Origin of the sequence: Blautia sp. AF17-9LB, assembly GCF_003479185.1 — a bacterium.
GTDB lineage: Bacteria > Bacillota > Clostridia > Lachnospirales > Lachnospiraceae > Fusicatenibacter > Fusicatenibacter saccharivorans.
On record NZ_QUGU01000002.1, the window covers coordinates 142,097 to 167,666 of the forward strand.

Sequence of the window (25,570 nt, forward strand, 5' to 3'; positions counted from 1 at the left end):
TATCAGACGAAAAAAAGATAAGAAAAGAACTGGAAAAAAAGCCAGGAATACGAGATAATAAAAGACAAGAGACCAGAACAGGTGCCGGGACCCGGAAGTATCAGGTGTCCCGGCACTTGTCGGATCAGAAAGGATACAGGAGAAAGGGGAACAAAATGGGAAAATTTACACCACTGGATTTCAACAAATATGCAGCACTGGCCCGTCAGGCAGCGGCAGAAGGCTGTGTACTTCTGAAAAACGAAAATGAGGCACTCCCGCTTCGAAAAGGAGACAAAGTGGCTGTTTTCGGAAGAATTGCATTCCACTATTATAAGAGCGGACTTGGCTCCGGCGGTCTTGTCAATACGAAATACGTTGTCGGTATTCTGGATGCCTTAAAAGAAGAAAAAGACATTACACTCGACGAGAATCTTCTTGGAACATACGAAAAATGGATCGAGAAAAATCCGTACGACGAAGGACAGGGCTGGGGCAAGGTGCCGTGGTCCCAAAAAGAGATGGAGCTGACCGACGAGATCGTGGAGAGTGCAAAAGGCGCCGATGCAGCCATCGTTGTTGTAGGCCGTACCGCAGGTGAGGATCAGGACAACAAAAATGAGGCAGGCAGCTATCTCTTAACCGATACTGAAAAAGAGATGGTAGAAAAAGTCAGCAAAGCATTTGCAAGAACAATCGTTGTGCTGAACGTCGGAAACATTATCGACATGAAATGGGTGAAAGAGTGCAATCCGGCAGCTGTTCTCTATGTATGGCAGGGTGGTCAGGAAGGCGGAAACGGTGTTGCCGATGTACTGATGGGAAGAGTCAATCCGTGCGGTAAGCTGACCGACACGATTGCAGAGAATATCGAGGACTATCCGTCCCAAAGCTGCTTCGGCGATCTGACCCGCAATGAGTACAAAGAGGATATCTACGTCGGATACCGCTACTTTGAGACCTTTGCAAAAGAGAAAGTATTGTATCCGTTCGGTTTTGGTCTTTCCTATACGACATTTGCCGTGACCGCAGAGGCAGAAGAGAAAGATGTTGACAATGTAACCGTGACGGCAACCGTTGAAAATACCGGCAAAACGGATGGTAAAGAGGTTGTTCAGGTTTATGTAAAAGCTCCGCAGGGTGTTCTTGGAAAACCATCCCGCGCACTCGTCGGTTTTGCAAAGACCGGTGTTCTTGCACCAGGCGCAAAAGAGACGCTGACGATCGATGTGACCAAAGAGAGCTTTGCATCCTACGATGACAGCGGTGCAACCGGCCACAAATCCTGCTACGTACTCGAAGAGGGCAGTTATGAGTTCTACGTCGGAAGCGATGTCAGAAGCGCAGCCTTTGCCGGTGCATACGAGCAGCCGTTCAAAGTGGTTGAGATCCTGACCGAGGCTATGGCTCCGGTAGAAGCATTTGAGCGCATGAAAGCTGTTCCGGGCGAAGACGGAACGTTAAAACCGGGATATGAGGCAGCTCCTCTGCGCACCGTAGATCCGATCGAGCGCATGAAAGAAAACCGCATGGAGCCGATCACCTATACCGGTGACAAAGGCTACAAGCTCGGTGATGTCCTGGATAAGAAAGTAACGATGGAAGAGTTCGTGGCACAGCTTTCCGATGAAGATCTGATCTGCATCTTCCGCGGCGAGGGCATGTGCAGCCCGAAGGTTACTCCGGGAACCGCAGCAGCATTCGGCGGCCTGACACCGGAACTGCAGGAATTCGGTATTCCGGCAGCCTGCTGTACCGACGGCCCGTCCGGACTCCGCTTTGACTGCGGAACGAGAGCCTTCTCCATGCCGAACGGAACCCTGCTTGGCTGTACGTTTGACCTTCCGCTGGTAGAAGATCTGTACGAGATGACAGGACGCGAGATGAGACAGAACCGTGTCGATGCCTTGCTCGGACCTGGTATGAATATTCACAGAAACCCGCTGAACGGCCGTAACTTTGAGTATATCTCCGAGGATCCGTACCTGACCGGATGGATCAGTGCCGTACAGATTCTTGGTATGGAAAAATCCGATGTAACCGGAACCATCAAACATTTCTGTGCAAATAACCAGGAGTCCAACCGACATCATGTGGACGCCGTTGTTTCCGAGCGTGCCCTGCGTGAAATCTATCTGAAGGGATATGAAATCGCAGTCAAAGAAGGCGGCGCAAGATCCATCATGAGCACTTACGGACCGGTCAACGGCATCTGGACTGCAGGAAATTACGATCTTCTGACCACGATTCTGCGCGGCGAGTGGAACTACGACGGCTTCGTTATGACTGACTGGTGGGCAATGTCAAACCGTGAGGGATATGAAGCAACCAAAACAACCCATGCACCGATGGTATCTGCCGGAAACGATGTCTTCATGGTATGCACCGACTGCTCCGATATGGGACAGGACGATGTGAAAGAGGCACTGGAAAACGGCGAGATCACAAGAGGCGACCTGCAGAGAAATGCGATGAATGTCCTGCATTTCATCCTTGGAACTCCAAGCATCTTACGGTTCCTGGACCGCATCAGCGAGGAAGAGAAAGAAGCACAGGAGCAGATGGGCGACAACGATTTCGTTGCAGCAGATCTTGTAACATACGAGGCAGATCCGGCAACGGGAGATGTTGTGATTGACGCATCCGCATGGAACACGAAAAAAGGAAACAGTGAAGTATGCGGTGTTACGATTCTGGCTGACAAGATGGGAACGTACGATATCGAAATCGAGATGAAATCCGATCTGGAAGACCTCGCACAGCTGCCGGTAACCGTGTACATCGACAATATCGTAAAAACTATGATCAGCATCCGCGGAACAAAAGGTGAGTGGATCAAAGAGACGAGAGACCTTGGCTTCTTCTTCGGCCCGAACCACTACCTGAAGCTGTACTTCGGCGCAAATGGTCTGGAGCTTGGAAAGATCCGCCTGAAGTTAAGAGAAGGCATGGAAGTACTGAGCAAACACGAGGAATAAATAAAAAAAGAAATACAGAGAAAAACCGGAACCCGGGAGCCGCTGTTTGAAAGCGGTGCCGGGTTCCGGTTTTTCGTATGAAAGAAGATTTTTATGGAAGAAGCTGTTTTTTAGTGAAGCTCGTCCTCATCCACATCAATCACATTGTCATCGTGCAGGATTTTCTGCTGGTTGATCTCGGTCTGGATGACGTTTTTGATCCGGCGTTTTGCGCGGCCCATGTAGTAGGTGGTGACAAGATCGGAAATGCCGCTGTAGACAAGGCAGATACCGATGAAAATGTTTGTGGTTGCAACGGCATCAAACGGATTGGTACAGATGATGATGCCGAGAACGCTGGTTAAAAGAGCCAGCAGGAACTCAAGCCACCATTTTTCCAGCCCTGTTTTTTTGAGGTTGAACGCCTTCTGAATGCTGAGCAGTCCGTTTGCCAGAAGGATGATACCGATGACAACCGGGATGAATGCGATTACAAGGTCACTTTCAAAGATAACGAAGCAGCCGAACAGAATCAGTACCAGGGCAACGAACAGATCGTAGCGGAAGAAAAACGGCTCGCCGCGGCTTGCAATGTAGCGGATCAACGCAACAACGCCGCCAAACAGGAGCAGTGCTCCGGCGATATAACAGATCAGCAAACTCGTTTTTACGGGGTAGACGATCAGCACGATACCTAGTATAATAGAGACAGCGGCTGAAAGCAGGAAACTGTTTTTCACATCCTGAAAAAATTGTTTCATAAGGATTCTCCTTTCCACTTGAATGTGGTTTTTCGTTTGCTTTTATAGTAGCTTTTCAAAGCAGAAAAAGCAATGGACAAATTGAAAAAAATGTACGAAGAAATGGAATCGTGAAACGGAAGAAAGAGAGGGTAAAAAAGATGCAGGACGAACAGAAAAAGTTCCAGGAGAAGCTCTCCGAATTGCTGTCCTACGCCAGAGACCATGAAAATAAAGTAACGATGAAAGAAGTCAGAGACTTTTTTGAAGACTTTGCACTGGATGAGCAGAAAGTCACCTTTGTCTGCGAATATCTGACGATGGAGCAGGTCGATGTGGCAGATTATGAGCCGGGCGTCGTGCCGGAGGAGACCGAAAAAGAAAAGAAAAAACCGGAGTTTTCCGAGGAGGAGCTGCGTGCCTTACAGCAGTATCTTGACGAACTGCCGGAGACAGGAACACCGTCGGAGGAAGAAACGGCAGAGCTTTACCGGAAAGCGGCAGAGGGCGATTCCCTTGCAAAGAGCATGCTCGTGCAGCTCTGGCTTCCGAAAGTTATTGAGACCGCAAAAGAAATGCACACCCGCGATTTCTTCCTGATGGATCTGGTGCAGGAGGGAAATGTCGGACTTTTAGTAGCGCTGGAGTCCGTTGTAAAAGCTGAGACGGCGGAGCAGGCGATTGATGCGGCTGTGCGTGAGACGATCAGCGATTTCATGGAAGAACACAGAGTTCAGAAACATAAGGACAATACTGTAGTCAATAAAGTAAACCGCTTAAAAGACGCCATCGAGGAACTCTCCGACGGCGATGACATGGATTTCAGTGTGGCAGAGCTTTCCGCGTATCTTGACATGTCCGTGGAAGAGATTGAGGATATTCTGCGGATTGCAGGCGAAGAGCCGTAACAAAAGGCTGGTATTTGCACAGAAACTGTGTGAATTGGCAATAAAACAAAAGCAAAGGAGAAAAATACAATGGTACATCATATTGTTATGTGGAAATTCAAACCGGAAGTAGAGGATGCAAAGAAACCGGAGCTGAAAAAAGCGATGGCAGAGAACCTGAAAAGCCTGGTCGGCAAAGTGCCGGGATTGTTGACGGTTGACTTTGTAGAAGCACCGCTTGCATCTTCCACCCATGATATGGCACTTGTCACAACCCTGGAAAAAGCAGAGGATGTAGCTGTATATGCAAAACATCCAGAGCACGTAAAAGTAGCAGACACCTATGTACGTCCGTACACAACGGAGCGTGCGGCACTCGATTACGAAGAGTAAAAACAAGCACGGACTTTAGCTCGTTGCCCGTGTAAATAAAAAAGTATCCCGCTTCCCCAAAAGGAACGGGATACTTTTTTTGTGCCGAGAGGATCAATTCCTGATCTGGTGAATACGTTTCATTTAAGTGTTTTTCTGTTCTTCCTTCTGCAGTTCGTCAATTGTAAGCAGCAGCTCATCGATGGAAACCTCTTCGTCCTTCGGATCTTCCGTAAATTCTCTGACCAGTTCTTCGTACGTTCTTCTTCTGTGTTCCAGCGCTTTCCGCGACCGCTCCCGCCGGATGCGGCGGACATACCGCAGGCGGAGGACAAAGAGCAGAATCAGAACGAGAAGGACAAACGGCATCGCCAGAAAAACAGGATCTGCCTTCCGGATACGGGCAAAAAGGGATGCACCGGCCGAGGCAAGATGGCGGAACCAGGAAGCGGCATGCACAGTGCCTTTCCAGAACGCTGCGAAATGGGAAGCCACAGATGAGAAGGAAACCGTGGATGATGCCGGTGCTTTGGAAATGGCCGGTTCCGGTGTCTGGGTTATGGCCGGTGTTTCGGTCGGCGTCGCAGTGGCAGTCGGCGTCGGTGTCGCCGTCGGAACCGGTTCAAACGTTACGGCAAGGGTATGATCCTTCTGGATATCGGAAAATGTGTAGCTGTCCGGATATTCCGTCACCGGCAGATACAAGCCGTCCACCGAGAGCTTCGCGAGCCGGAAGCCTTCGTCTGCCGTGTAGGAAACGGTTTTTTCCTCTCCGCGGGAAACTTCCCCGCCCTCGGACACCGAGCCATGCTCCGCCGCGGAAGTGGAAACCGTGAACAGATACGGCACCCGGGTGCGGTAGAACTGCACGTACCGTCCACCATCTGCCTTTGTTACGTTTACAATCGCAATAAATTCCCCAGGATTTGTCTCGCAGAGGCCCTCTGGTTCATTGATGGTGATATCGTCGGAAAAGCCAAAATCAACCGTGTCGTCCGCAAGCAGTGTTTTCTGCGAGAGCGAGTATGTCTGGATAAAGTTTCCGATTCCGAGATGCATCGTCAGCGGAAAAAGAAAAAAGAGATCGCCGGAAACACAGAGATCCTGAAAGTTTTCCATGTAAAAATCGAAGGGATACGTGCCCCAGTCATCCACCACCTGAAGTGAGGCATCGAGGAGTTTAAAGCCGTAGCCGCCGTCCGCATCGGTCTGGATCAGATAGCCGCCGGTGGAGGGAAGATAATCAATACCGAGAATATTGTAGCTTGTCGAGAGCTGGATCCGCTCTTTCTGCTCGAGAGTATCCGGGTCGAGGCGGAAGATACATCCGTAATTGGAAGCATCCGGGCTGCTGTAGCCGCTCACGAGGATTTCATGTGTGACGGGATTGTATGCCATACCGTTTGCGTGAGCAAAGTCTGCGTCCCTTACCTGATGCGCGAGGGAATACTGCGTAACGGGATTTCCGTCTGCGTCTGTATCATTTTTATAGTAGGCAGAGACTACGTCCGGCTCTGTCGTCAGATCATTAAAATTTTCGATGCAGATGATATAATCTTCCGTCGCACAGACGGACTGCACCGCGCCGTTGCTGCCGAGAATCGGATATTCCCCGACCAGTTCCCAGGAGGCACCGGTAAACGGCGTACTGGAGGCAAAACCAGCCTGACAGAGTATGGGATGAGCGAGGAAGAGAAAAATACCCAGAAAAAGGGCAAGAAAAAAACGGCCGGATTTCTTGCCAGTGGGAGATTTTATCGAAAAATTTGTAAATGCAAGCCGCATATGATGTGTAGGTCCTTTCTTACAGAAAAAAGGTGAACTTTTTCTGTCATCCTATCTTACCACGGAACCGGCGGAAAGTAAATGAAGGAGGGATGGAGATTTTCTTACATATCGTTTAAGAAAATGTAATAATTTTGTAGTGTTTGCCGATGCAAAGTAGTTGTAAACATTTTGCCGTCTTGGTAAAATAAACATAACAGAATTCAGAAAATTGTGAAGAAAAAGGAAAGGCAGAGAACCGATGATTAGAATCAAAGATATAGCAGACCGCGCAGGGGTCAGCCCGACGACGGTTTCGAATGTAATACACGGAAAGACAGGGCGCGTCTCGAAGGCAACGGTCGAGAAAATCAACCGGATTTTAAAGGAGATGGAGTACGTGCCGAGTATCAGCGCGCGTATACTGGCGAACAACAGCTCCGGTCTCATTGGTGTGGCGCTTGGTTTCATGAAGAAAGGAAATGCTTCTTCCTTTGAGGATCCCTTTGTGTCGGCAATGCTTGGAAACCTGGAGTATCAGATCCGGGAACACGGCTACTATATGATGCTGGTTGCGCGCCATGAGAAGGACGATATTATGCAGCAGGCGCTCGGCTGGAATTTTGACGGCATGATTGCGATGGCCCTGAGTGAAAAGGAGATAGCAGAGCTTTCGGAACGTCTCGGGAAACCACTGGTAACCATTGATCAGTATCTCCCGCCGGAACTTGGCGTCCGCTCCATTACGATGGATGACCGCGGCGGTGCGTACCAGATGAGCCAGTACCTGATTGGAAAGGGGCATAAAAAATTTCTCTTTCTATCTGACTGCGATCTCGGTGTTGACCACTATCGGTGGCTCGGTGTGCGTCAGGCGATGGAGGAGGCGGGAATTGAGGACTTCGAGAGTCGCCATATTGTGATACCATGGGATCCGGAGCAGAGGGAGAAGGCATATGAGGAGATGCTTCCGCTCTTCAAAAAACAGACAGCGCTCTTTTTTTCATCGGATTACTATGCACTTGAAGCATCCAACTTTCTGCAGAACAGGGGAATAAAGGTTCCGGAGGAAATTTCAATTGCGGGCTTTGATGATGTTACCTATGCGACACTTGCGCGTCCGAAGCTGACTACCGTACATCAGATGGTGGATGGAAAAGCACGCCGTGCCGTAGAAGTCCTGATGCACCTGATCCAGGATGAGCCGGTACAAAAAGATATTCCGCCATTGCCGACAACACTGGTGGAACGGGAGTCGGTAAGAGATCTGACAAAGTAAATAGTTACCAAATTTGCAGAAAAACTCTTGTAAAAACTGCTGGTTTTGCGCAAAACTATTGAAAAATCACCGTGAGGTATGGTAAACTGTGTTTGCAAACGACAGAATCAAAGAACCAGACACGTTCTGGGGATGAAATAAAGGAGGTAAAAAAATGGACAAAAAATGGTGGAAAGAAGCCGTAGTGTATCAGATTTATCCGCGCAGCTTTATGGACAGCAACGGAGATGGTGTCGGCGATTTAAATGGTATCACATCCCGTCTGGATTATCTGAAGGATCTTGGCGTGGATGTTATCTGGCTGTCTCCGGTGTACCAGTCACCAAACGATGACAATGGATATGATATCAGCGATTACCAGGCAATCATGCAGGAATTCGGAACAATGGAGGATTTTGACCGCATGCTTTCGGAGATGCATAAAAGAGGCATCAAGCTGGTCATGGACCTTGTTGTCAATCATACCTCAGACGAACACAAATGGTTCGTGGAGAGCCGCAAATCGAAAGAAAACCCGTACCGCGACTATTACATCTGGCGTGATGCAAAAGAGGGAAAAGAGCCAAACAACTGGGGAAGCTGCTTCTCCGGCTCCGCATGGAAATACGATCCGCAGACCGAGATGTATTACCTGCATCTGTTTTCCACGAAGCAGCCTGACCTGAACTGGGAAAACCCGACCGTAAGAAAAGAAGTTTTCGATATGATGAACTGGTGGTGCGAGAAAGGCATCGACGGCTTCCGTATGGATGTCATCAGCATGATCTCCAAACCGGAAGGACTGCCGGATGGAAAGATTCCGGAAGGCGGACTCTACGGTGACTCCGGCTGCGTAAACGGACCGCATGTTCATGAGTATCTGCAGGAGATGAACAAGGAAGTCCTTTCCAAATATGATCTGATGACGGTCGGTGAGTGTGCCGGTGTCACGATCGAGGAGGCAGAAAAATATGCATCCGCAGACGGCAAAGAGCTCAGCATGGTATTCCAGTTCGAGCTGGTTGAGCTGGCAAGCGGAAAATACGGCAAATGGACGGACAAACGCGTACCGCTCAAAGATTTCAAACGCGTCATGACAGCATGGCAGACGGAGCTTGAGGGCAAGGCATGGAACAGCCTCTTCCTTGGAAACCACGACCAGCCGCGCTGCCTGTCCCGTTTCGGCGATGATTCACCGGAATACCGTGTGGTAAGCGCCAAAATGCTGGCTACCTGCCTTCATATGATGCAGGGTACCCCGTACGTATACCAGGGCGATGAGCTCGGCATGAAGAACGTTCCGTTCCACGATCTGTCCGAATTCCGCGATATTGAGAGCATCAACGCGTTTCACGAGCTGACCGGAGCCGGAAAAGTAGCGCCGGACGATATGATGCGCTACCTGAACCTGCGCGGAAGAGACAATGCAAGAACTCCGATGCAGTGGGATGATACCGCTTCGGCAGGATTTACCACAGGAACCCCGTGGATCAAAGTCGGACCGGATTACGAGACCGTCAATGCAAAAAATGAGATGGCGGATCCGGATTCTGTATACAATTATTACAAGAAACTGATTCATCTCCGGAAAGAGAAGGATATCATGGTTTACGGAACGTACGAGCTGCTCGATCCGGAGGACGAGGCACTGTATGTATATACCAGAACCTTAGGCGATCAGAAACTCCTCGTGATGTGCAATTTTACAAAAGAGGAGCAGGAGTACACGGTTCCAGAAACCTTTGCGGGAGCAGAGGTACTGATCAGCAACTATCCGCAGGACGGCGCGGCAGCAGGGACACGAAAACTGCGCGCGTATGAGGCGGTTGTTCTGCAAACAAAATAAAAAATGCAGAGGAATCTGTGACAGAACGAACTTTTGCCACAGATTCCTGTTCTCAAAATGTGGCAAAAACCGGTAAGATAAGAAAGGGGAAAACAAAACATGAAATCATATCTGAAAATGGAGACACATCCGCTTGCAGATCCGAAGAATGTAGTAAAGGGCGATAAATATCGTATCACGGTGCTGACGGAGCATCTTCTTCGGATGGAATACAGTGAGGACGGTGAATTTATCGATGCGGCATCCCAGACGGTTGTAAACCGTGATTTTCCAGCAGTGGAATTTTCCGTCAAAGACACAGGCGATGAGCTGGAGCTGCGTACAAAGTATCTGCAGCTGAATTACAACAAAAAGGCATTCTCTGCAAACGGACTTTCCTGCAAAACAACGGCAGTCGGCATCAGTTCTGTACCGGCATGGCATTACGGAGATCCGACACAGGATCTTGGAGGAACGGCCCGTACGCTTGATCAGGTCAACGGAGCATGCGAACTGGAACCTGGTATCATGTCCTGGTTTGGTTCCGCTGTTCTGGATGATTCGAAGTCGCTTCTGATGACAGAGGACGGTTGGGTGACCCCGAGAAAGAAAGGAGTGCAGGATCTGTACTTCTTCGGCTATGGCTGGAATTTCCGCCTGGCATTAAAGGATTTCTACCACCTTTGCGGCAAAACTCCGATGCTTCCGAGATTTGCACTTGGAAACTGGTGGAGCCGTTACTGGCGTTACAGTGAAGCATCTTATATGAAACTGATGGAAGACTTCGACAAAGAGAACGTTCCATTCTCGGTTGCTGTTATCGATATGGACTGGCACCGTGTAGACGATGTGGATCCAAAATACGGCAGCGGCTGGACCGGCTATAGCTGGAATAAAAAACTCTTCCCGGATCCGGAGCGTTTTCTTGGAAAACTCCATGCACGTGGCATGAAGACAACACTGAACGTCCATCCTGCAGACGGAATTCGTGCGTATGAGGACTGCTATCCGGAAGTAGCAGAAGCTATGGGAGTGGATGCAAAAAAAGAAGAGCCGGTCAATTTTGACATTGCGGATCCGAAATTTGTTGATGTATATTTCGACAAAGTCCATCATCCGATGGAAAAAGAGGGCGTCGATTTCTGGTGGATTGACTGGCAGCAGGGACAAAGTACCAAGATCGAGGGTCTTGATCCGCTGTGGATGCTGAATCACTATCATTTCCTTGATAGTGGAAGAGACGGAAAACGTCCGATGACCTTCTCCCGCTACGCAGGACCCGGCTCCCACCGCTATCCGGTCGGATTTTCCGGAGACACTCACATCACCTGGGAATCACTGGATTTCCAGCCATACTTTACTAGCACAGCCTCCAACATCGGCTATGGATGGTGGAGTCATGATATCGGCGGCCATATGCTTGGCTACCGTGACGATGAGCTTGAAGCAAGATGGTATCAGTACGGAGTATTTTCTCCGATCAATCGTCTGCACAGCTCTAACAGTGCCTTCAGTGGAAAAGAGCCTTGGAACTTCAGTATGGAAGTGCGCAGCACGATGGATGATTTCCTCCGTCTGCGTCATAAACTGGTGCCGTATCTGTATACGATGAACTACCGTGCATGGAAAGAGGACACACCGATCGTTGTTCCGATGTATTATGATTACCCGGAGACGGTTTTCTGGGGCAAAAATCAGGCACCGAATCAGTACTTCTTCGGAAGCGAGCTGATGGTAACACCGGTGACAACGAAATGCATTCCGGAGCTGAAGCGTGCAAAAACAAAGGTGTGGCTGCCGGAAGGTACGTGGTTTGATTTCTTCAACGGAATGATTTACGAGGGTGGCAGAAGTATGGATCTGTACCGTACGCTCGAGGAGATCCCGGTTCTTGCGAAAGCAGGTGCGATTATCCCGATGACAGAGAAGATCAGTGCGCTGGATGTAGAATCCAACCCGGATGAGCTGACGGTACGCGTTTACGCGGGCGCGGACAATACATTTGCCCTGTACGAGGATGACAATACTACCATGGCATATGAGAAGGATGACTGTGCAAAAACATCGATGACGCTCGACTGGGGTGCGCGGAAATTTACGATTGCACCGGTTGAGGGCAATCAGAGCCTTGTTCCGGAAAGCAGAATGTACTGCGTAGAATTCGGCGGAAGTACGGCAAAAGAAGCGAAGGTCTTTGTAAACGGCGTGGAAGCGGATGCAGAAGTCAAAGAGAAAGACGGACTTCTTACGATCGCGGTAACAGATGTAAAACCGCAGGATACCGTGACAATCTGTCTGCCGGAAGATACGGAGATTGCAAAGAACGATGTCATGACACGTGCGATGGATCTGTTGCTGCACGCCGAAATCAGCTACATCACCAAAGAGCAGATCGCAAATCTTCTTCACAAAGCAGACGGAAAGGTAGCAATTCTGGCTGCAGAGCTGCAGAGCATGGAACTTTCAAATGATCTGCGCGGTGCGCTGCTGGAGATCATTACGGCATAAATTGCTGCAGAAAAACACGATTTGATTTACAGAAAAAGAATTCTGTGATACGATACATACAAAGAAAAGGAAGAGAGCGTGGCAGTGGATTCTGTCAGGCTCTCTTCTTGAAATGTGAGACAGGAGGATTTTTAAACGTGGGAAAATACATCATGGCACTTGATGCCGGCACAACGAGCAACCGCTGTATTCTGTTTGATCAGAAAGGACAGATCGTAAGCCTTGCGCAGAAGGAGTTTACCCAGCGTTTCCCGAAACCGGGCTGGGTGGAGCACGATGCCAATGAAATCTGGTCCACGATGCTCGGTGTAGCCGTGGAGGCAATGCAGAAAGCGGGTGCGTCATACGAGGATATCGCGGCAATCGGCATTACAAACCAGAGAGAGACGACGATCGTCTGGGACAAAAAGACGGGAGAGCCGGTCTACAATGCAATTGTATGGCAGTGCCGCAGAACATCGGAATACTGCGATTCCTTGATGGAGCGCGGACTGGTTGACCGTTTCCGGGAGAAAACAGGTCTTGTGATCGATGCGTATTTTTCAGCCACGAAGCTGAAATGGATTCTAGATGAAGTTCCGGGCGTGCGCGAGCGGGCGGAGCGAGGCGATCTCTATTTCGGAACGGTGGAGACGTGGCTGATCTGGAAGATGACAAAGGGAAAGGTACATGTCACCGATTACACCAACGCGTCCCGTACAATGCTGTTCAATATCCATACCCTGAAATGGGATGAGGATATCTTAAAAGAGCTGAACATTCCGCTCTGTATGCTGCCGGAAGTCCGCCCGTCGAGCTGTGTCTACGGGGAGACGGCATCCACATATTTCGGCGGCCCGATTCCGATTGCGGGAGCAGCGGGAGACCAGCAGGCGGCGCTGTTCGGCCAGACCTGCTATGCGCCGGGCGAAGCGAAAAATACATACGGAACAGGCTGCTTCCTGCTGATGAACACGGGAGAAAAGCCGGTTTCTTCGACACACGGTCTTGTTACCACGATTGCATGGGGCATCGGGGACAAGATTACGTATGCGCTCGAGGGATCCATTTTCGTCGGCGGAGCCGCAATCCAGTGGCTGCGCGATGAGATGAAGCTGATCGAGTCCTCGGCGGATTCCGAGTACATGGCGCAGAAGGTGAACGACACGAACGGCTGCTACGTCGTGCCGGCGTTTACCGGCCTTGGCGCACCGTACTGGGATCAGTATGCGAGAGGAACCATTCTCGGCCTGACCCGCGGCGTCAACAAATACCATGTGATCCGCGCAACGCTGGAGTCGATCACGTATCAGGTGGATGATGTCTTAAAAGCGATGGAGGCAGATTCCGGCATGAAGCTCTCTGCGCTGCGTGTGGACGGCGGAGCAAGCGCCAACAACTTCCTGATGCAGTGCCAGGCGGACATCAGCCAGGCGCCGGTGGAGCGGCCGTGCTGCATCGAGACGACCGCAATGGGAGCAGCTTATCTTGCGGGACTCGCCGTCGGCTACTGGCCGGATCAGGAGACGGTAAAACAGAACGGAGCCATTGACCGTACGTTTGAGCCGGAGCTCTCGAAAGAGGAGCGCGATGAGAAGATGAACGGATGGCACAAAGCAGTCCGTTACGCCGAAGGATGGGCAAAATAGAAAAAGATTTTGGAAATGCAGAAAAGGAACGGTTTCGTAATGAAAACCGTTCCTTTTCGCGTACTGTGACTTCTTGTCTACTGACGTTAAAGAATGTCGATATGTTCGCCGTTTAAAGCTTTGTTCATGCTTCGCACGGCACAGAATTTACCGCACATCGAGCAGGTATCTTCCTGTTCCGGCGAGCGGTCGGCGCGGATGGCTTTTGCGGTCTCCGGGTCCAGTGCACAGTCCCACTGTGCTTCCCAGTCGAGCACGCGGCGGGCATCGCCCATCTTGTCGTCAATATCACGCGCATGCGGAACACCTTTGGCGATGTCGGCAGCGTGTGCGGCGATTTTGCTTGCGATGATGCCCTGTTTTACATCATCCAGGTTCGGAAGAGCCAGATGCTCTGCCGGCGTTACGTAGCACAGGAAAGCAGCGCCGTTCATGGCCGCAATCGCGCCTCCGATGGCAGCGGTGATGTGGTCATAGCCCGGTGCAATATCGGTCACAAGAGGGCCGAGGACATAGAACGGAGCGCCCATGCAGATGGTCTGCTGTACTTTCATGTTGGCCGCAATCTGATCCATCGGAACGTGGCCCGGTCCCTCAACCATAACCTGAACGTCTTTTTCCCAGGCACGTTTGGTGAGTTCGCCGAGGCGCACCAGCTCCTCAATTTGGCAGACATCCGTTGCGTCGGCAAGGCAGCCAGGACGGCAGGCGTCGCCGAGAGAAATGGTCACATCGTATTCACGGCAGATATCGAGAATCTCATCGTAATACTCGTAGAACGGATTCTCCTCGCCGGTCATGCACATCCAGGCGAACACGAGGGAGCCGCCGCGGGAAACGATATTCATTTTCCGTTTGTGTTTGCGGATCTGATCGATGGTTTTTCTGGTGATGCCGCAGTGCAGGGTGACGAAATCGACACCGTCCTCGGCATGGAGGCGGATGACGTCAATAAAATCTTTGGCGGTCAGCGTATCCAGGTCTCTCTGGTAATGGATCACACTGTCATATACCGGCACGGTGCCGATCATGGCCGGACATTCGGAGGTCAGTTTCCGCCGGAACGGCTGCGTATTGCCGTGGCTCGACAGGTCCATGATGGCTTCTGCGCCCATATTGACCGCGGAGAGTACCTTCTGCATCTCCACATCGTAATCTTTACAGTCTTTCGAAACACCGAGATTTACATTGATTTTCGTGCGCAGCATCGAGCCGATGCCCTCCGGGTCGATGCAGGTGTGCAGCTTATTGGCCGGAATGGCAACCTTTCCGCTGGCAACGAGCGGCATCAGGTCTTTCACGGCCATATACTCTTTTTCTGCGACTTTTTTCAGCTCCGGTGTTACAATGCCGCGGCGTGCGGCGTCCATCTGTGTTGCGTAATTGCGTTCCATCTGTTGTTCTCCTTTATTTTCAAAATCAGATCCGGTAAGCGTGGTTCAGCGGTCCCGAGCCGTGGCCGAGATCCATCATGCTCGCGAGTGCGCCCGAAATATACTCTTTTGCGGCGGAAATGGCATCCGGAAGGGAAAGCCCCTTTGCGAGCCCCGATGCGATGGCGCTGGAGAGTGTACAGCCGGTGCCGTGTGTGTTCGGATTGTCGATGCGTTTTCCGGTGAACCAGGTAAATGTGCCGTCGTGATATAAAAGATCGTTGGCATCATTGATACTGTGGCCGCCCTTTAACAGAACGGCACAGCCGCAGGAATCCCCGATCTCTTTTGCGGCGCGTTCCATATCGCTTTCCGACTGGATTTTGATGCCGGAGAGAACTTCTCCCTCTGGGATATTCGGTGTGATGACTTCGGCCAGAGGAAAGAGCAGTTTTTTCATCAGGTCAGGCACGCCGCCCGAAGCGAGCGCGGAGCCGCTTGTAGCGACGAGGACCGGGTCCACAACGATGTGTTTGGCCTGGTAGAAGCGAAGCCGTTCGGAGATGACTTCGATCAGTGCCGGGGAGGATACCATACCGATTTTGACGGCGTCCGGGAAGATGTCCGTAAAGACGGCGTCAAGCTGTGCGGCCAGAAACTCCGGTGTTACATCGAAAATACCGGAAACGCCGGTGGTGTTCTGGGCGGTGAGTGCGGTAATTGCCGACATGGCGTAAACTCCGTTTGTGATCATGGTTTTGATGTCTGCCTGAATGCCGGCGCCTCCGCTGGAATCACTTCCCGCGATTGTTAATGCTGTTTTCATGTTTTTCGCGTCCATGAGAATTACTCCTTTGCATTACTTTTCTTTTTGGACAGGCGACAAAGAAAGTGGTGCCCCCAGTCTGCCGCCTGGTGTGAGGATGAATGGTTACGTAAAATTATTTGTTTTCCAGCATGCGCAGAGTCTGTTCTTTCAGATCCTTCGTTGCGGAAACAATGTCTTTCTGTGCAAAAATGGCACTGATGACGGCAATGCCGCAGATGCCGCTGCCGGAAAGCTCCGTCACGTTATCGCGTGTGATGCCGCCGATGGCGATGACAGGGATTTTAACGGCATTGCAGATAGCAGTCAGCGTTTCGTGGCTGACATCCTCCGCATCCGCCTTGGAACCGGTGTGGAAGACTGCGCCGACGCCGAGGTAATCTGCCCCGCGCTGCTCGGCGAGAATGGCCTGTTCCACGGTCTGTGCCGAAACGCCGATGATCTTGTCCGGGCCAAGCTTTGCACGGACATCGCCGGCCTCCATATCGCTCTGGCCGACATGAACGCCGTCCGCATCCATCTTAGCTGCGATTTCCACGTTATCGTTGATGACGAAAGGAACATGGTATGCGGCACAGAGTTTTTTCAGTTCCAGTGCCTCTTCCATAAAGTGATCCTGGTCAAGATTTTTTTCGCGGAGCTGGATAAACGTTGCGCCGCCCTGCAGAGCCTTTTCCACCTGGCTGTACAGTGTCTCGCCGTTCAGCCAGCTGCGGTCTGTCACAGCATATAAAAGCAGGCCTTTTTTATCGCACTTCATACTTTGCACCTTTCTCTAGCATCTCGCCGTCCATGTGGTAGATGGCGTCGATGATGCGGTTCCGGTAGGTGGAGTTGCCGTCTTCCGGTTTCATATGGCTCCAGCCGATCTCGCCGGCAAGTCCCATTGCGCAGACAGCGGCAGCAGCGGCTTTTAACGGCTCGTCCGGGTTGGCAACGAGGTAAGCGGTCATCATGCCGGAGAGCTGGCAGCCTGTTCCGGTGATGCTTCCCATCTCGGCGCGTCCGTTGCGGATCACGTAGCAGGTGTCAGCATCGGCAACGAGGTCGATCGCTCCTGTGATGGCGACAACACAGTTGTGGTCTTTCGCAAAGTTTTTTGCAAAAGCAACGGCGCTGTCGAGGTTTTCGTCTGTTACTTTATCGGCAACGTCTGCGTCAACACCCTTTGTCGTTCCGCTTCCGAGTGCCAGTGTTTTGATTTCGGAAATATTTCCGCGGATGACGGTGAACGGGATTTTTTCCATCAGTCCGACTGCGGTCGAAGTACGTAAGTGGCTTGCGCCTGCGCCGACTGGATCGAGCAGGATTTTGTGGCCGAGCGAAGCTGCTTTTGCACCGGCACGGTACATGCCGTCGATGCTCGTTCTGTGCAGCGTTCCGATGTTGATGTTCAGACCGCCGCAGATGGAGGTGATATCCTCGACATCCTCCGGTTCATCGGACATGATCGGGCTTGCGCCGCATGCCAGCAGAATATTGGCGACATCGTTTACTGTAACGTAATTTGTGATGTTGTGTACGAGAGGGGTTGTTTTTCTGACATTGTCAAGACAAGTGCCTAACATAATTTTTTGTTCCTCCTGTGTGAGTATTTTTGCAGAAGCAAATTCCCTTGTGGTACTGGAAGAACCTGTTGATGATGTGTTCATAGAGATTAAAAAAGCAGATATACGTGGAGATATATCTGCAGAAAATGTGCATATCGTATCTCCCTACGTTGGCATTACCCAAATCAGGTTCAGGGTCTAGGAGATGCATCCTACTCTCAGCCCGCTTCGCACGCGAGCTCCCCTTTGCTTTCTGCAGACAATTATATACGCATAAAAACAATTGTGCAAGAGAAAAACGGAAGATTTAAAAAAATTTCAGAAAAATAAAAAAGACATGCAAAATATTGGAAATGTAATGTTATTTGGGTTGACAGAGAAAATAATATCAGCGTAAAATGAAGTATAAAATATGCGTGGAAGTCATGGACGTGATGATGCCGCCTCCATTCCGATTTTCGCCATGAGCGCCAACGCCTTTGTTGAAGACCGGCAGGCCGCAAAAGAGGCCGGCATGGACGTGCATATCGCAAAGCCGATTGATGCGGAATTACTGAAAAAGAAAATTGCAGAGTATTGCAGGTGAAAAGAAGTGCCCTTGCCCGGCATCTGATGTGTGCCGGGCAGTAGCTTTTGATGTGCGAATCTTATTTTTCTTCCTCAGGGTACGTATAGCCCCAGGTTCTGCGGAAGGAGGTCATCAGATCCATGACGTCCTTCGTGTAGTCGAGGTGCATGGCAGATGCATCTCCATTGATGGCGCGTTCCATGTCGGCGAGCTCATAGGCGAGTGCATCGGCGTTGTCACCGGCTTTGATGATTTCGGATTCGCCGGTGGAAGCGTCTGTGATTTTTGCTTCCCAGGCACGCGGGTACTCCATGATCTCGATAAATCCGTTCTCACAGGAAACCATGCCGCGTTTCGGCTGTTTGGAGTGGAGAGAGAGCATCACACTTGCCATCTGTCCTTCCTGATTGGTGAGAAGGAGGCCGGCCTGCTCGTCCACACCGGTCGGAGCGGGCTTTACCTGGGAAAGGAGCTGATCCGGCTTAGAGTCGAAGAACCAGCGGAGGAAGGAGAGTGCGTATACGCCGATATCAAGCATCGCGCCGCCTGCGAGATTCCGGTTGAAGAAGCGGTTCTTCATGTTGTACTCTTTGAAACTGCCGAAGTTCATCGTGATCAGATTGACTCTGCCGAGACGGCCGGAGTCGAGAATTTTTTTCAGCTCTTTGTAGATCGGCATATGGTAAATCGTCATTGCCTCTCCGATGATGACACCTTTTTCTTTTGCAAGCGCTATGGCCTCGTCGAGCTCGTCGCTGTTCAGCGTAATCGATTTCTCAACGAGAATGTGTTTTCCATTGGCAATCGCCTCTTTCATAAAGCCAAGATGCGTGTTGTGCGGCGTCGTGATATAAATGACATCGACCTCCGGATCGGTAAACATCTCATGGAAATCATCGTAAACTTTTCCAATTCCATATTTCTCCGCAAAAGCAGCCGCCTTCTCATGGGTCCGGTTGCCGACCGCGTAAATATTCTTTCCGTTTTTCTGCAGTGCGACCGCCATTTCATTTGCAATCACACCGCATCCGAGTACAGCCCATTTGATTTCTTTCATCGTGAGATTCTCCTATCGTATCTATTTTGCCCAGAGCGGTTCTTCGCTTCCGCTGTAGTCAAACCGTCTGTCGTTTTTCTCTTCCAGTGCTTTGATCATATGGTACGTAAATTCATTGTAAGGCGTTGGAATTCCAAGCTCTTTTCCCATGCGGATCAGCGCACCCGAGAACATATCAATTTCCGTATGGCGTCCCGCATCGAGATCCTGGAGCGTCGAGTAGCGCGCCGTCGGCGGAACCGCACTTCCGCGTCCCGAGGAGACATCCGCCTTGCTGATATCAATTCCCTTTGCCTCCGCAATCGCCATCAGTTCTGCGCGGAGTCCGTCGCTGATCGCCTTCATATGCACACTGTCGCGGTAGCAGCCGACCCCGGCACCGAGAATAGCCTGCGGCAGGTTATTGCAGACATTCAGCCGGAATTTGCTCCATATTTCCTCTAAAATACAATCGGTTGCCCGGTAATGCAGCCCTGTGCCGGAGAACAGATCCAGAACAGCCTGCACACGCTCACTGTCGTACGGCGCCGAAACTTCGCCGAAAATGATGCCGAGCGTCGCCTCAGGGTTGAAAACGTAGCCGTCATTCTCTTTATGAGAAGCTACTTTGATAACAGCATGAAGCAGATGCTCCGCACCGACTTTTTCCGCGATGATCTCCTCACTGTCCACGCCGTTCATCAGACTCATGATCACAGTATTCTCGCCGGTAACGGCAGTAATATTGTCAAGAGCCCCCGGCAGTGCGCCGTATTTGAGCGAGACGATCAGAAAATCCACGCCGTGTGCCTCTTCCGGTGTCCATACCTCCGGGTGATAAACCGTATCGTTAATTTTGCATCCTTTGTTTTTCAGACGCTTCGCCCGTTCCCCGGACGCGATAACGCCAAGCCGGATGTCCTTTTTCTCCGAAAGCCCCCAGATTACATAAGACCCAACCGCTCCGGCGCCCAGAACAGCAACTGATTTTATTATCATAATAGCCTCCTTTGTAACTGTTTGAATTACCCTTACTATAACAAATTTTGCGGAGATCCTCAATTTGTTGTTCAAAATAGAAAATTTCGGAAAAGGAAGCCTAAATGTGTTAAGGTACATTGTAGAATGAAAAATATAAAAGAAACGCGCAGATGCGGCAAGAGGAGATGACAGAAACACATTACCACATTTCCAAACCGACGGCCTGCTTCATGCTGGATCTGAATGATCTGAAAATGTACGAAGACAAAATCCGGACGAAAGAAGAACAGAAGGCAAAAGAAAAACAAGAGAAGAAATAAGAAACGAAGGAGAAACGAAATTCGAACATTTCTCCTTCGTTTTTTGCACGCATTTTTACCGGGAAATCATATTCTAAGGTTAGAATGAAAAAACAGGAGAATCTGTTGATGAAAGGAAAATGGCTGACAGGTGCGCTTGTACTGGCAATGGCGGCAGTGACGCTGGCGGGATGCGGGGCAAAAGATGAGACAAAAGAAAAAGTGGAGCAGGTGACATTAAATGAGGTTGCCCACTCCATTTTTTACGCCCCGCAGTACGTGGCAATTGAGGAGGGGTATTTTGCGGACGAGGGCATTGATCTGACGCTGATAACAGGATTTGGTGCAGATAAAGTGCTGACGGCGATGATTTCCGGCGAAGCGGATATCGGGTTTATGGGGGCGGAGGCAACCGTCTACGCGTACCTCGAGGGAACCGCAGACCCAGTTGTGAACTTCGCGCAGCTGACGCAGCGGGCGGGAAACTTTGTTGTGGGAAGAGAGAAAGACAATTCGTTTACCTGGGAGAAATTGAAAAACAAAGAGGTATTAGGGGGAAGAAAAGGCGGTATGCCGGAAATGGTCTTTGAGTATGTTCTGGCGCAGAAAGGGATTGATAAAAAAGACGTAAACATCAACCAGAGCATCGATTTTGGTTCCACAGCTGCCGCGTTCTCCGGCGGGCAGGGGGATTATACGATTGAATTTGAACCGTCCGCGACACTGCTCGAGCAGAAGGGCGACGGCTATGTCGTGGCATCGGTCGGAACGGAATCCGGGTATGTGCCGTATACGTCGTACAGCGTCAAACAGAGTTATCTGAAAACGCACGGCGCAACCGTAGAAAAATTCACGAAGGCACTGCAGAAGGGAATGGACTTCGTGCAGACGCACACACCGGAGGAGATTGCAGAAGTGATTGCGCCGCAGTTTGCAGAAACCGAGCTGGAAACCATCACCGCGATCGTGCGCCGCTACTATGAGCAGGATACGTGGAAAGAAAATCTGATCTTTGAGGAAGAAAGTTTTGATCTTCTGCAGGAGATTCTGGAGCAGGCGGGAGAGCTGGAGAAAAAGGCACCGTACAAGACACTCGTGACAACAAAATACGCCGAAGAGGCCGCCGCCAAAGGCTGATTCCGGCGGAATAGAAAAGCGAAAAAAGACAGAAAAAGACACTTTTCGACATTCGTCGACAAACAGCGACATTTCATTCGAAAAAAATAAAGAAAATTGCAAAAGAAAAGAAGAAAAATAGAGAAAAAGTATTGCAAAAAAGTAAATTTTGTTGCATACTATGGATGTCGCATATATTTTTTACAACACAGGCATACGGAGGCGAACAGACATGAAAGTAGGTTTTATCGGCGGCGGCAACATGGCGAGTGCCATGATTGGCGGAATGATCCAAAAAGGAGTTGTATCTGCAGATGACATTCTGGTATCGGTCCGCACGGAGAAAAGTGTGGAACGCTTGACCAACCAGTTTGGAGTCCAGGCGACTACGGAGAACGAAGCGGTCGTAGCCGGATCCGATCTTGTATTCCTGGCAGTAAAGCCAAACCAAATAAAAAATATAATAAACCTCGTCAAAAACTTCATCTCACCCGAGAAGATTATCGTATCGATTCTTCCCGGTAAGTCTTTACAATGGCTGGGTACAGAAATCGGAAAACCAACAAAGTTAATTCGCACCATGCCAAACACACCAGCACTCGTCGGAGAAGGAATGACCGGCGTCTGTGCCAATGATCTCGTGACGGAGGAAGAGCTGCAGCTCGTTTTAACCCTCCTGAAAAGCTTTGGCCGCGCAGAAGTTGTTCCGGAGTATCTGATGGATACCGTCACAGGTGTCAGCGGAAGCTCGCCGGCGTACGTATTTCTTTTCCTGGAGGCTCTTGCAGATGCGGCAGTAGCCGAAGGAATGCCGAGAAAACAGGCATATGAATTTGCTGCACAGTCTGTCCTTGGAAGCGCCAAAATGCTTCTCGAGACAGGAATGCACCCGGGAGAATTAAAAGACATGGTCTGCTCGCCAGGCGGAACCACCATCGAAGCGGTTGCCGTACTGGAGCGGGAGAAGCTGAGAAGTGCTGTTATTGATGCAACACGAGCCTGCATCCGGAAATCAAAGGGAGTGGATTAGAAGGAGCAGCACCGCCGCTTTGACAGAATGACGCTAATGTGAAAGCAGCAAAAATAAAGAATGTATGCACAAAAAACAAACCAAAACAAGCAAAAAGCAAGCACAAAAAAGAGTAAAAAAACAAACGAGCGGAAAAATCCCGGCAGCCGTGGAAAAGGCACCGGGATTTTTTCTGGTAATTTATAGTTTTTTTCCTTTACTGAGCGTACTGTTGTGATAATCGGAAGAATAGGTTACATCCTTTCCAAACCATACCGGAGGAACAAAGGCGTTTGCGGATGCTTCGTCCGGAAACTCCACCTCTGCGAGGTAAAGGCCTTCATACGGCGCATCAAAGACATCGAGCTCGATCGTCAGATCCGTTCCGGTAAGCGGCAGCAGATAGCGTGTTTTTGAGATAAGAACGCCGTCTGCCTTTTCCCGCAGATGCAGGTAGGATTCCTTTGTGAGCGGAAGATTATACTCTTCACGCACCATCAGCCCTTTTGACTTGTAGGTCAGATAATATTCGTCGTCAGAGCGGCGGATGCGGACAACCGGTTCGGTGGAAAGATAGCCCTGCTCGATTTTTTTACATGGATAGCTTGTAAGATTTTCCGGAAGCTGATCCAGAAGGTATTTGCGTTCGATTTCCATAAAAGAGACTCCTTCTCGTGATTGCATCACTGCTTTTTTCAAGAGTTTACCATGCTTTTCCCGTGATGTTAAGCGAAATCCGGCTTTTTGCGAAAAAAAGTCCTGAAATTTTTATGAAATGCAAGCATTCTGCGGAAAAATGTGGTATAATAGCGGCGGTTTGTTACAAAGAAAAGCAGAGAATATCACGTGACAAAACACACGAGACTGATCATACAACACAGGAGGACAAAACCATGGCAAAGATTTATGTATTTCTGGCAGACGGATGTGAAGAGATTGAGGCACTGACCCCGGTGGATCTGCTGCGCAGAGCCGGAGAAGACGTATGCACCGTTTCTATTATGGGAAGAAAAGAAGTAACAGGATCCCACAAAATCACCATTCTTGCAGATGAAACCATCGAAGAGGGAGAGTTTGATGACGGAGACATGCTGGTACTTCCGGGCGGAATGCCGGGTACATTAAATCTGGCCGGAAACGAGACGCTCGCAGCGCTGATCCGTTCCTATGACGATCAGGAAAAGAAACTGGCAGCCATCTGCGCAGCGCCGAGCATCCTTGGTGTGATGGGCATCTTAAAAGATAAAAACGCTGTCTGCTTCCCGGGATTTGAAGAAAAGCTGGCAGGCGCAAACGTACTCGATGTACCGGCAGTCACCGACAAAAATGTGACCACCGGCCGCGGCATGGGAGCAGCCACTGACTTCGCACTGGAGCTGATCCGTGTTCTGCAGGGAGAGGACAAAGCAAAAGAAATGGCGGAAAAAATCGTATTTCATTGCTAAAAAAAAGCCTAAAAACCACAGAAATATAAAAAAATCACTGGCGTTTTTGAAAAGAGTATGCTATACTCGATAAATGACTGTAGAATGGAGAGGTGTGCAGGTTTTCTGCCGCTTTTCAGATAAATCAAGGAGGAAATTGATAAAATGAGTGTACAGGTCGAAAATTTAGAAAAGAATATGGCCAAACTTACCATTGAGGTTCCGGCTGAAGAATTAGAGAAAGCACTGGAGAAAGCTTACCAGAAACAGAAAAAGAACATCAGCGTTCCGGGCTTCCGTAAAGGAAAAGTTCCGAGAGCTATGGTAGAAAAAATGTATGGCCCGGCAGTATTCTATGAGGATGCTGTAAACAGCCTTGTTCCGGAAGAGTATTCCAAAGCAGCAGAAGAGAGCAAACTGGACATCGTATCCCGTCCGGAGATCAACGTAGAGCAGATCGAAAAAGGCAAAGCTTTCATCTTTACCGCAACTGTAGCAGTAAAACCGGAAGTTACCCTTGGCGAGTACAAAGGTCTGGAAGTAGCAAAAGCTGACACAACCGTTACAGATGAAGAAGTAGAAGCTGAGCTGAAAAAAGAGCAGGAGAAAAATGCAAGAACCATCAATGTAGAGGATCGTCCGGCAGCAGACGGAGATACCGTTACACTTGACTTCGAAGGTTCTGTAGACGGCGTTCCGTTCGACGGCGGCGCTGGAAAAGATTATCCGCTGACCCTTGGCTCCCATTCCTTCATTCCGGGATTCGAAGAGCAGCTCGTTGGCGCAGCTCTGGAAGAGGAGAAGGAAGTAAACGTTACTTTCCCAGAGGATTATCAGGCAGAAGAGCTTGCTGGAAAAGCAGCAGTATTCAAATGCACCATCCACAAAATCGAAGCAAAAGAGCTTCCGGCACTTGATGACGACTTCGCAAAAGACGTTTCCGAGTTCGATACTCTGGATGAGTACAAAAAAGAAATCAAAGACAACCTGACCAAGAAAAAAGAAGAGCAGGCTAAGACAGAAAAAGAGAACGCTGTCGTAGATAAAGCAGTAGAGAACGCAACAATGGAGATTCCGGAAGCTATGATCGATACGCAGGTAGAGAACATGGTTGACGATTTCGCAAGAAGAATCCAGTCCCAGGGTCTGTCCATGGAGCAGTACATGCAGTTTACAGGCGCTACCGTTGATTCCTTAAAAGAGCAGATGAAACCGCAGGCTGTTAAGAGAATCGAGAGCAGACTGGTACTTGAGAAAGTTGCAGAAGCAGAGAACATCCAGATCAGCGATGAGAAGCTGGACGAAGAGCTGGCTAAAATGGCTGAAATGTACAAAATGGAGCTGGATAAATTCAAAGAGCTCGTTGGCGAATATGAGAAAGAGCAGATGAAGAAAGATCTCGCTGTTCAGGAAGCAGTAACTCTCATGGCCGACAGCGCAAAAGAGGCGTAAGACCTCGGAAAGAGAGGC

The 25,570-nt window shown here is 49.9% G+C and carries 22 protein-coding genes and 1 riboswitch; of the genes, 13 read left to right on the forward strand and 9 right to left on the reverse strand.

What is annotated here, in order from left to right; all coding sequences use genetic code 11:
- Positions 1–155 precede the first annotated feature (155 nt).
- A complete protein-coding gene (locus DWX00_RS02740; RefSeq protein WP_118594630.1) occupies positions 156–2,957 on the forward strand; it encodes a glycoside hydrolase family 3 protein in 2,802 nt (933 codons plus the stop codon).
- Between the two features lie 110 nt (positions 2,958–3,067).
- On the opposite strand, the gene DWX00_RS02745 is transcribed toward DWX00_RS02740, so the two are convergent.
- The gene (locus tag DWX00_RS02745; protein WP_022462612.1) at positions 3,068–3,697 is read right to left on the reverse strand and encodes an HdeD family acid-resistance protein; all 630 of its coding nucleotides are present in this window, start codon (positions 3,695–3,697) and stop codon (positions 3,068–3,070) included.
- A 140-nt stretch (positions 3,698–3,837) separates the two neighbouring features.
- Here DWX00_RS02745 and DWX00_RS02750 point away from each other — a divergent pair, with 140 nt between their 5' ends.
- Entirely contained in the window at positions 3,838–4,584 is a 747-nt protein-coding gene (locus tag DWX00_RS02750) for an RNA polymerase sigma factor region1.1 domain-containing protein (RefSeq protein ID WP_147326102.1), read from the forward strand.
- Positions 4,585–4,653: 69 nt separating this feature from the next.
- Entirely contained in the window at positions 4,654–4,956 is a 303-nt protein-coding gene (locus DWX00_RS02755; RefSeq protein WP_022462610.1) for a Dabb family protein, read from the forward strand.
- Positions 4,957–5,079: 123 nt separating this feature from the next.
- Here the strand turns inward: DWX00_RS02755 and DWX00_RS02760 are convergent, their stop codons facing one another.
- On the reverse strand, positions 5,080–6,720 hold the full coding sequence (locus DWX00_RS02760) for an InlB B-repeat-containing protein (protein WP_118594631.1): 1,641 nt from the start codon (positions 6,718–6,720) through the stop codon (positions 5,080–5,082).
- Positions 6,721–6,961: 241 nt separating this feature from the next.
- Here DWX00_RS02760 and DWX00_RS02765 point away from each other — a divergent pair, with 241 nt between their 5' ends.
- From DWX00_RS02765 to glpK, 4 genes are all read left to right on the forward strand, one after another.
- On the forward strand, positions 6,962–7,978 hold the full coding sequence (locus DWX00_RS02765; protein WP_118594632.1) for a LacI family DNA-binding transcriptional regulator: 1,017 nt from the start codon (positions 6,962–6,964) through the stop codon (positions 7,976–7,978).
- A gap of 154 nt (positions 7,979–8,132) precedes the next feature.
- The gene (locus DWX00_RS02770; RefSeq protein ID WP_118594633.1) at positions 8,133–9,803 is read left to right on the forward strand and encodes a glycoside hydrolase family 13 protein; all 1,671 of its coding nucleotides are present in this window, start codon (positions 8,133–8,135) and stop codon (positions 9,801–9,803) included.
- A 99-nt stretch (positions 9,804–9,902) separates the two neighbouring features.
- Positions 9,903–12,290, forward strand: a complete 2,388-nt coding sequence (locus tag DWX00_RS02775; RefSeq protein ID WP_118594634.1) for a glycoside hydrolase family 31 protein — start codon at positions 9,903–9,905, stop codon at positions 12,288–12,290.
- Between the two features lie 137 nt (positions 12,291–12,427).
- Positions 12,428–13,918 (forward strand): glycerol kinase GlpK, encoded by a 1,491-nt coding sequence (glpK, locus tag DWX00_RS02780; protein WP_055219824.1) that lies wholly within the window; start codon positions 12,428–12,430, stop codon positions 13,916–13,918.
- An 86-nt stretch (positions 13,919–14,004) separates the two neighbouring features.
- Here glpK and thiC read toward each other — a convergent pair whose 3' ends face one another.
- The 4 genes from thiC to thiM form a co-directional block, all read right to left on the reverse strand.
- Entirely contained in the window at positions 14,005–15,312 is a 1,308-nt protein-coding gene (gene thiC, locus DWX00_RS02785; RefSeq protein WP_117760477.1) for a phosphomethylpyrimidine synthase ThiC, read from the reverse strand.
- Between the two features lie 25 nt (positions 15,313–15,337).
- Positions 15,338–16,117 carry a bifunctional hydroxymethylpyrimidine kinase/phosphomethylpyrimidine kinase gene (thiD, locus tag DWX00_RS02790; RefSeq protein ID WP_117760596.1) on the reverse strand — a complete coding sequence of 260 codons (780 nt, stop codon included), beginning with the start codon at positions 16,115–16,117 and terminating at the stop codon, positions 15,338–15,340.
- A gap of 115 nt (positions 16,118–16,232) precedes the next feature.
- The gene (gene thiE / locus DWX00_RS02795; RefSeq protein ID WP_055226936.1) at positions 16,233–16,877 is read right to left on the reverse strand and encodes a thiamine phosphate synthase; all 645 of its coding nucleotides are present in this window, start codon (positions 16,875–16,877) and stop codon (positions 16,233–16,235) included.
- On the reverse strand, positions 16,864–17,685 hold the full coding sequence (thiM, locus tag DWX00_RS02800; protein ID WP_117760476.1) for a hydroxyethylthiazole kinase: 822 nt from the start codon (positions 17,683–17,685) through the stop codon (positions 16,864–16,866). Before thiM ends, thiE begins: the two co-directional genes overlap by 14 nt.
- Before the next feature lie 126 nt (positions 17,686–17,811).
- Positions 17,812–17,923, reverse strand: a riboswitch (TPP riboswitch).
- A gap of 156 nt (positions 17,924–18,079) precedes the next feature.
- Here thiM and DWX00_RS02805 point away from each other — a divergent pair.
- The gene (locus DWX00_RS02805) at positions 18,080–18,253 is read left to right on the forward strand and encodes a response regulator (RefSeq protein ID WP_117760475.1); all 174 of its coding nucleotides are present in this window, start codon (positions 18,080–18,082) and stop codon (positions 18,251–18,253) included.
- A 61-nt stretch (positions 18,254–18,314) separates the two neighbouring features.
- Here the strand turns inward: DWX00_RS02805 and DWX00_RS02810 are convergent, their stop codons facing one another.
- Entirely contained in the window at positions 18,315–19,292 is a 978-nt protein-coding gene (locus DWX00_RS02810; protein ID WP_055219831.1) for a Gfo/Idh/MocA family protein, read from the reverse strand.
- Between the two features lie 21 nt (positions 19,293–19,313).
- The gene (locus DWX00_RS02815; RefSeq protein WP_117760474.1) at positions 19,314–20,270 is read right to left on the reverse strand and encodes a ketopantoate reductase family protein; all 957 of its coding nucleotides are present in this window, start codon (positions 20,268–20,270) and stop codon (positions 19,314–19,316) included.
- Positions 20,271–20,437: 167 nt separating this feature from the next.
- On the opposite strand from DWX00_RS02815, the gene DWX00_RS20290 reads away from it, so the two are divergent.
- The 3 genes from DWX00_RS20290 to proC all read left to right on the forward strand — a co-directional run bounded on the left by DWX00_RS20290 (position 20,438) and on the right by proC (position 22,697).
- Positions 20,438–20,572: a hypothetical protein gene (locus tag DWX00_RS20290; RefSeq protein ID WP_264295184.1), complete on the forward strand. Its 135-nt coding sequence runs from the start codon at positions 20,438–20,440 to the stop codon at positions 20,570–20,572.
- Positions 20,573–20,680: 108 nt separating this feature from the next.
- On the forward strand, positions 20,681–21,688 hold the full coding sequence (locus tag DWX00_RS02820; RefSeq protein WP_117760473.1) for an ABC transporter substrate-binding protein: 1,008 nt from the start codon (positions 20,681–20,683) through the stop codon (positions 21,686–21,688).
- Positions 21,689–21,899: 211 nt separating this feature from the next.
- On the forward strand, positions 21,900–22,697 hold the full coding sequence (gene proC / locus DWX00_RS02825; RefSeq protein WP_117760472.1) for a pyrroline-5-carboxylate reductase: 798 nt from the start codon (positions 21,900–21,902) through the stop codon (positions 22,695–22,697).
- A 180-nt stretch (positions 22,698–22,877) separates the two neighbouring features.
- Here proC and DWX00_RS02830 read toward each other — a convergent pair whose 3' ends face one another.
- Positions 22,878–23,333: a CYTH domain-containing protein gene (locus DWX00_RS02830; RefSeq protein ID WP_022461346.1), complete on the reverse strand. Its 456-nt coding sequence runs from the start codon at positions 23,331–23,333 to the stop codon at positions 22,878–22,880.
- Positions 23,334–23,569: 236 nt separating this feature from the next.
- Between DWX00_RS02830 and DWX00_RS02835 the strand changes: the two genes are divergently transcribed.
- The gene (locus tag DWX00_RS02835) at positions 23,570–24,121 is read left to right on the forward strand and encodes a DJ-1 family glyoxalase III (protein WP_117760595.1); all 552 of its coding nucleotides are present in this window, start codon (positions 23,570–23,572) and stop codon (positions 24,119–24,121) included.
- 144 nt (positions 24,122–24,265) lie between these two features.
- Entirely contained in the window at positions 24,266–25,552 is a 1,287-nt protein-coding gene (gene tig / locus DWX00_RS02840; RefSeq protein WP_022461348.1) for a trigger factor, read from the forward strand.
- Positions 25,553–25,570 lie beyond the last annotated feature (18 nt).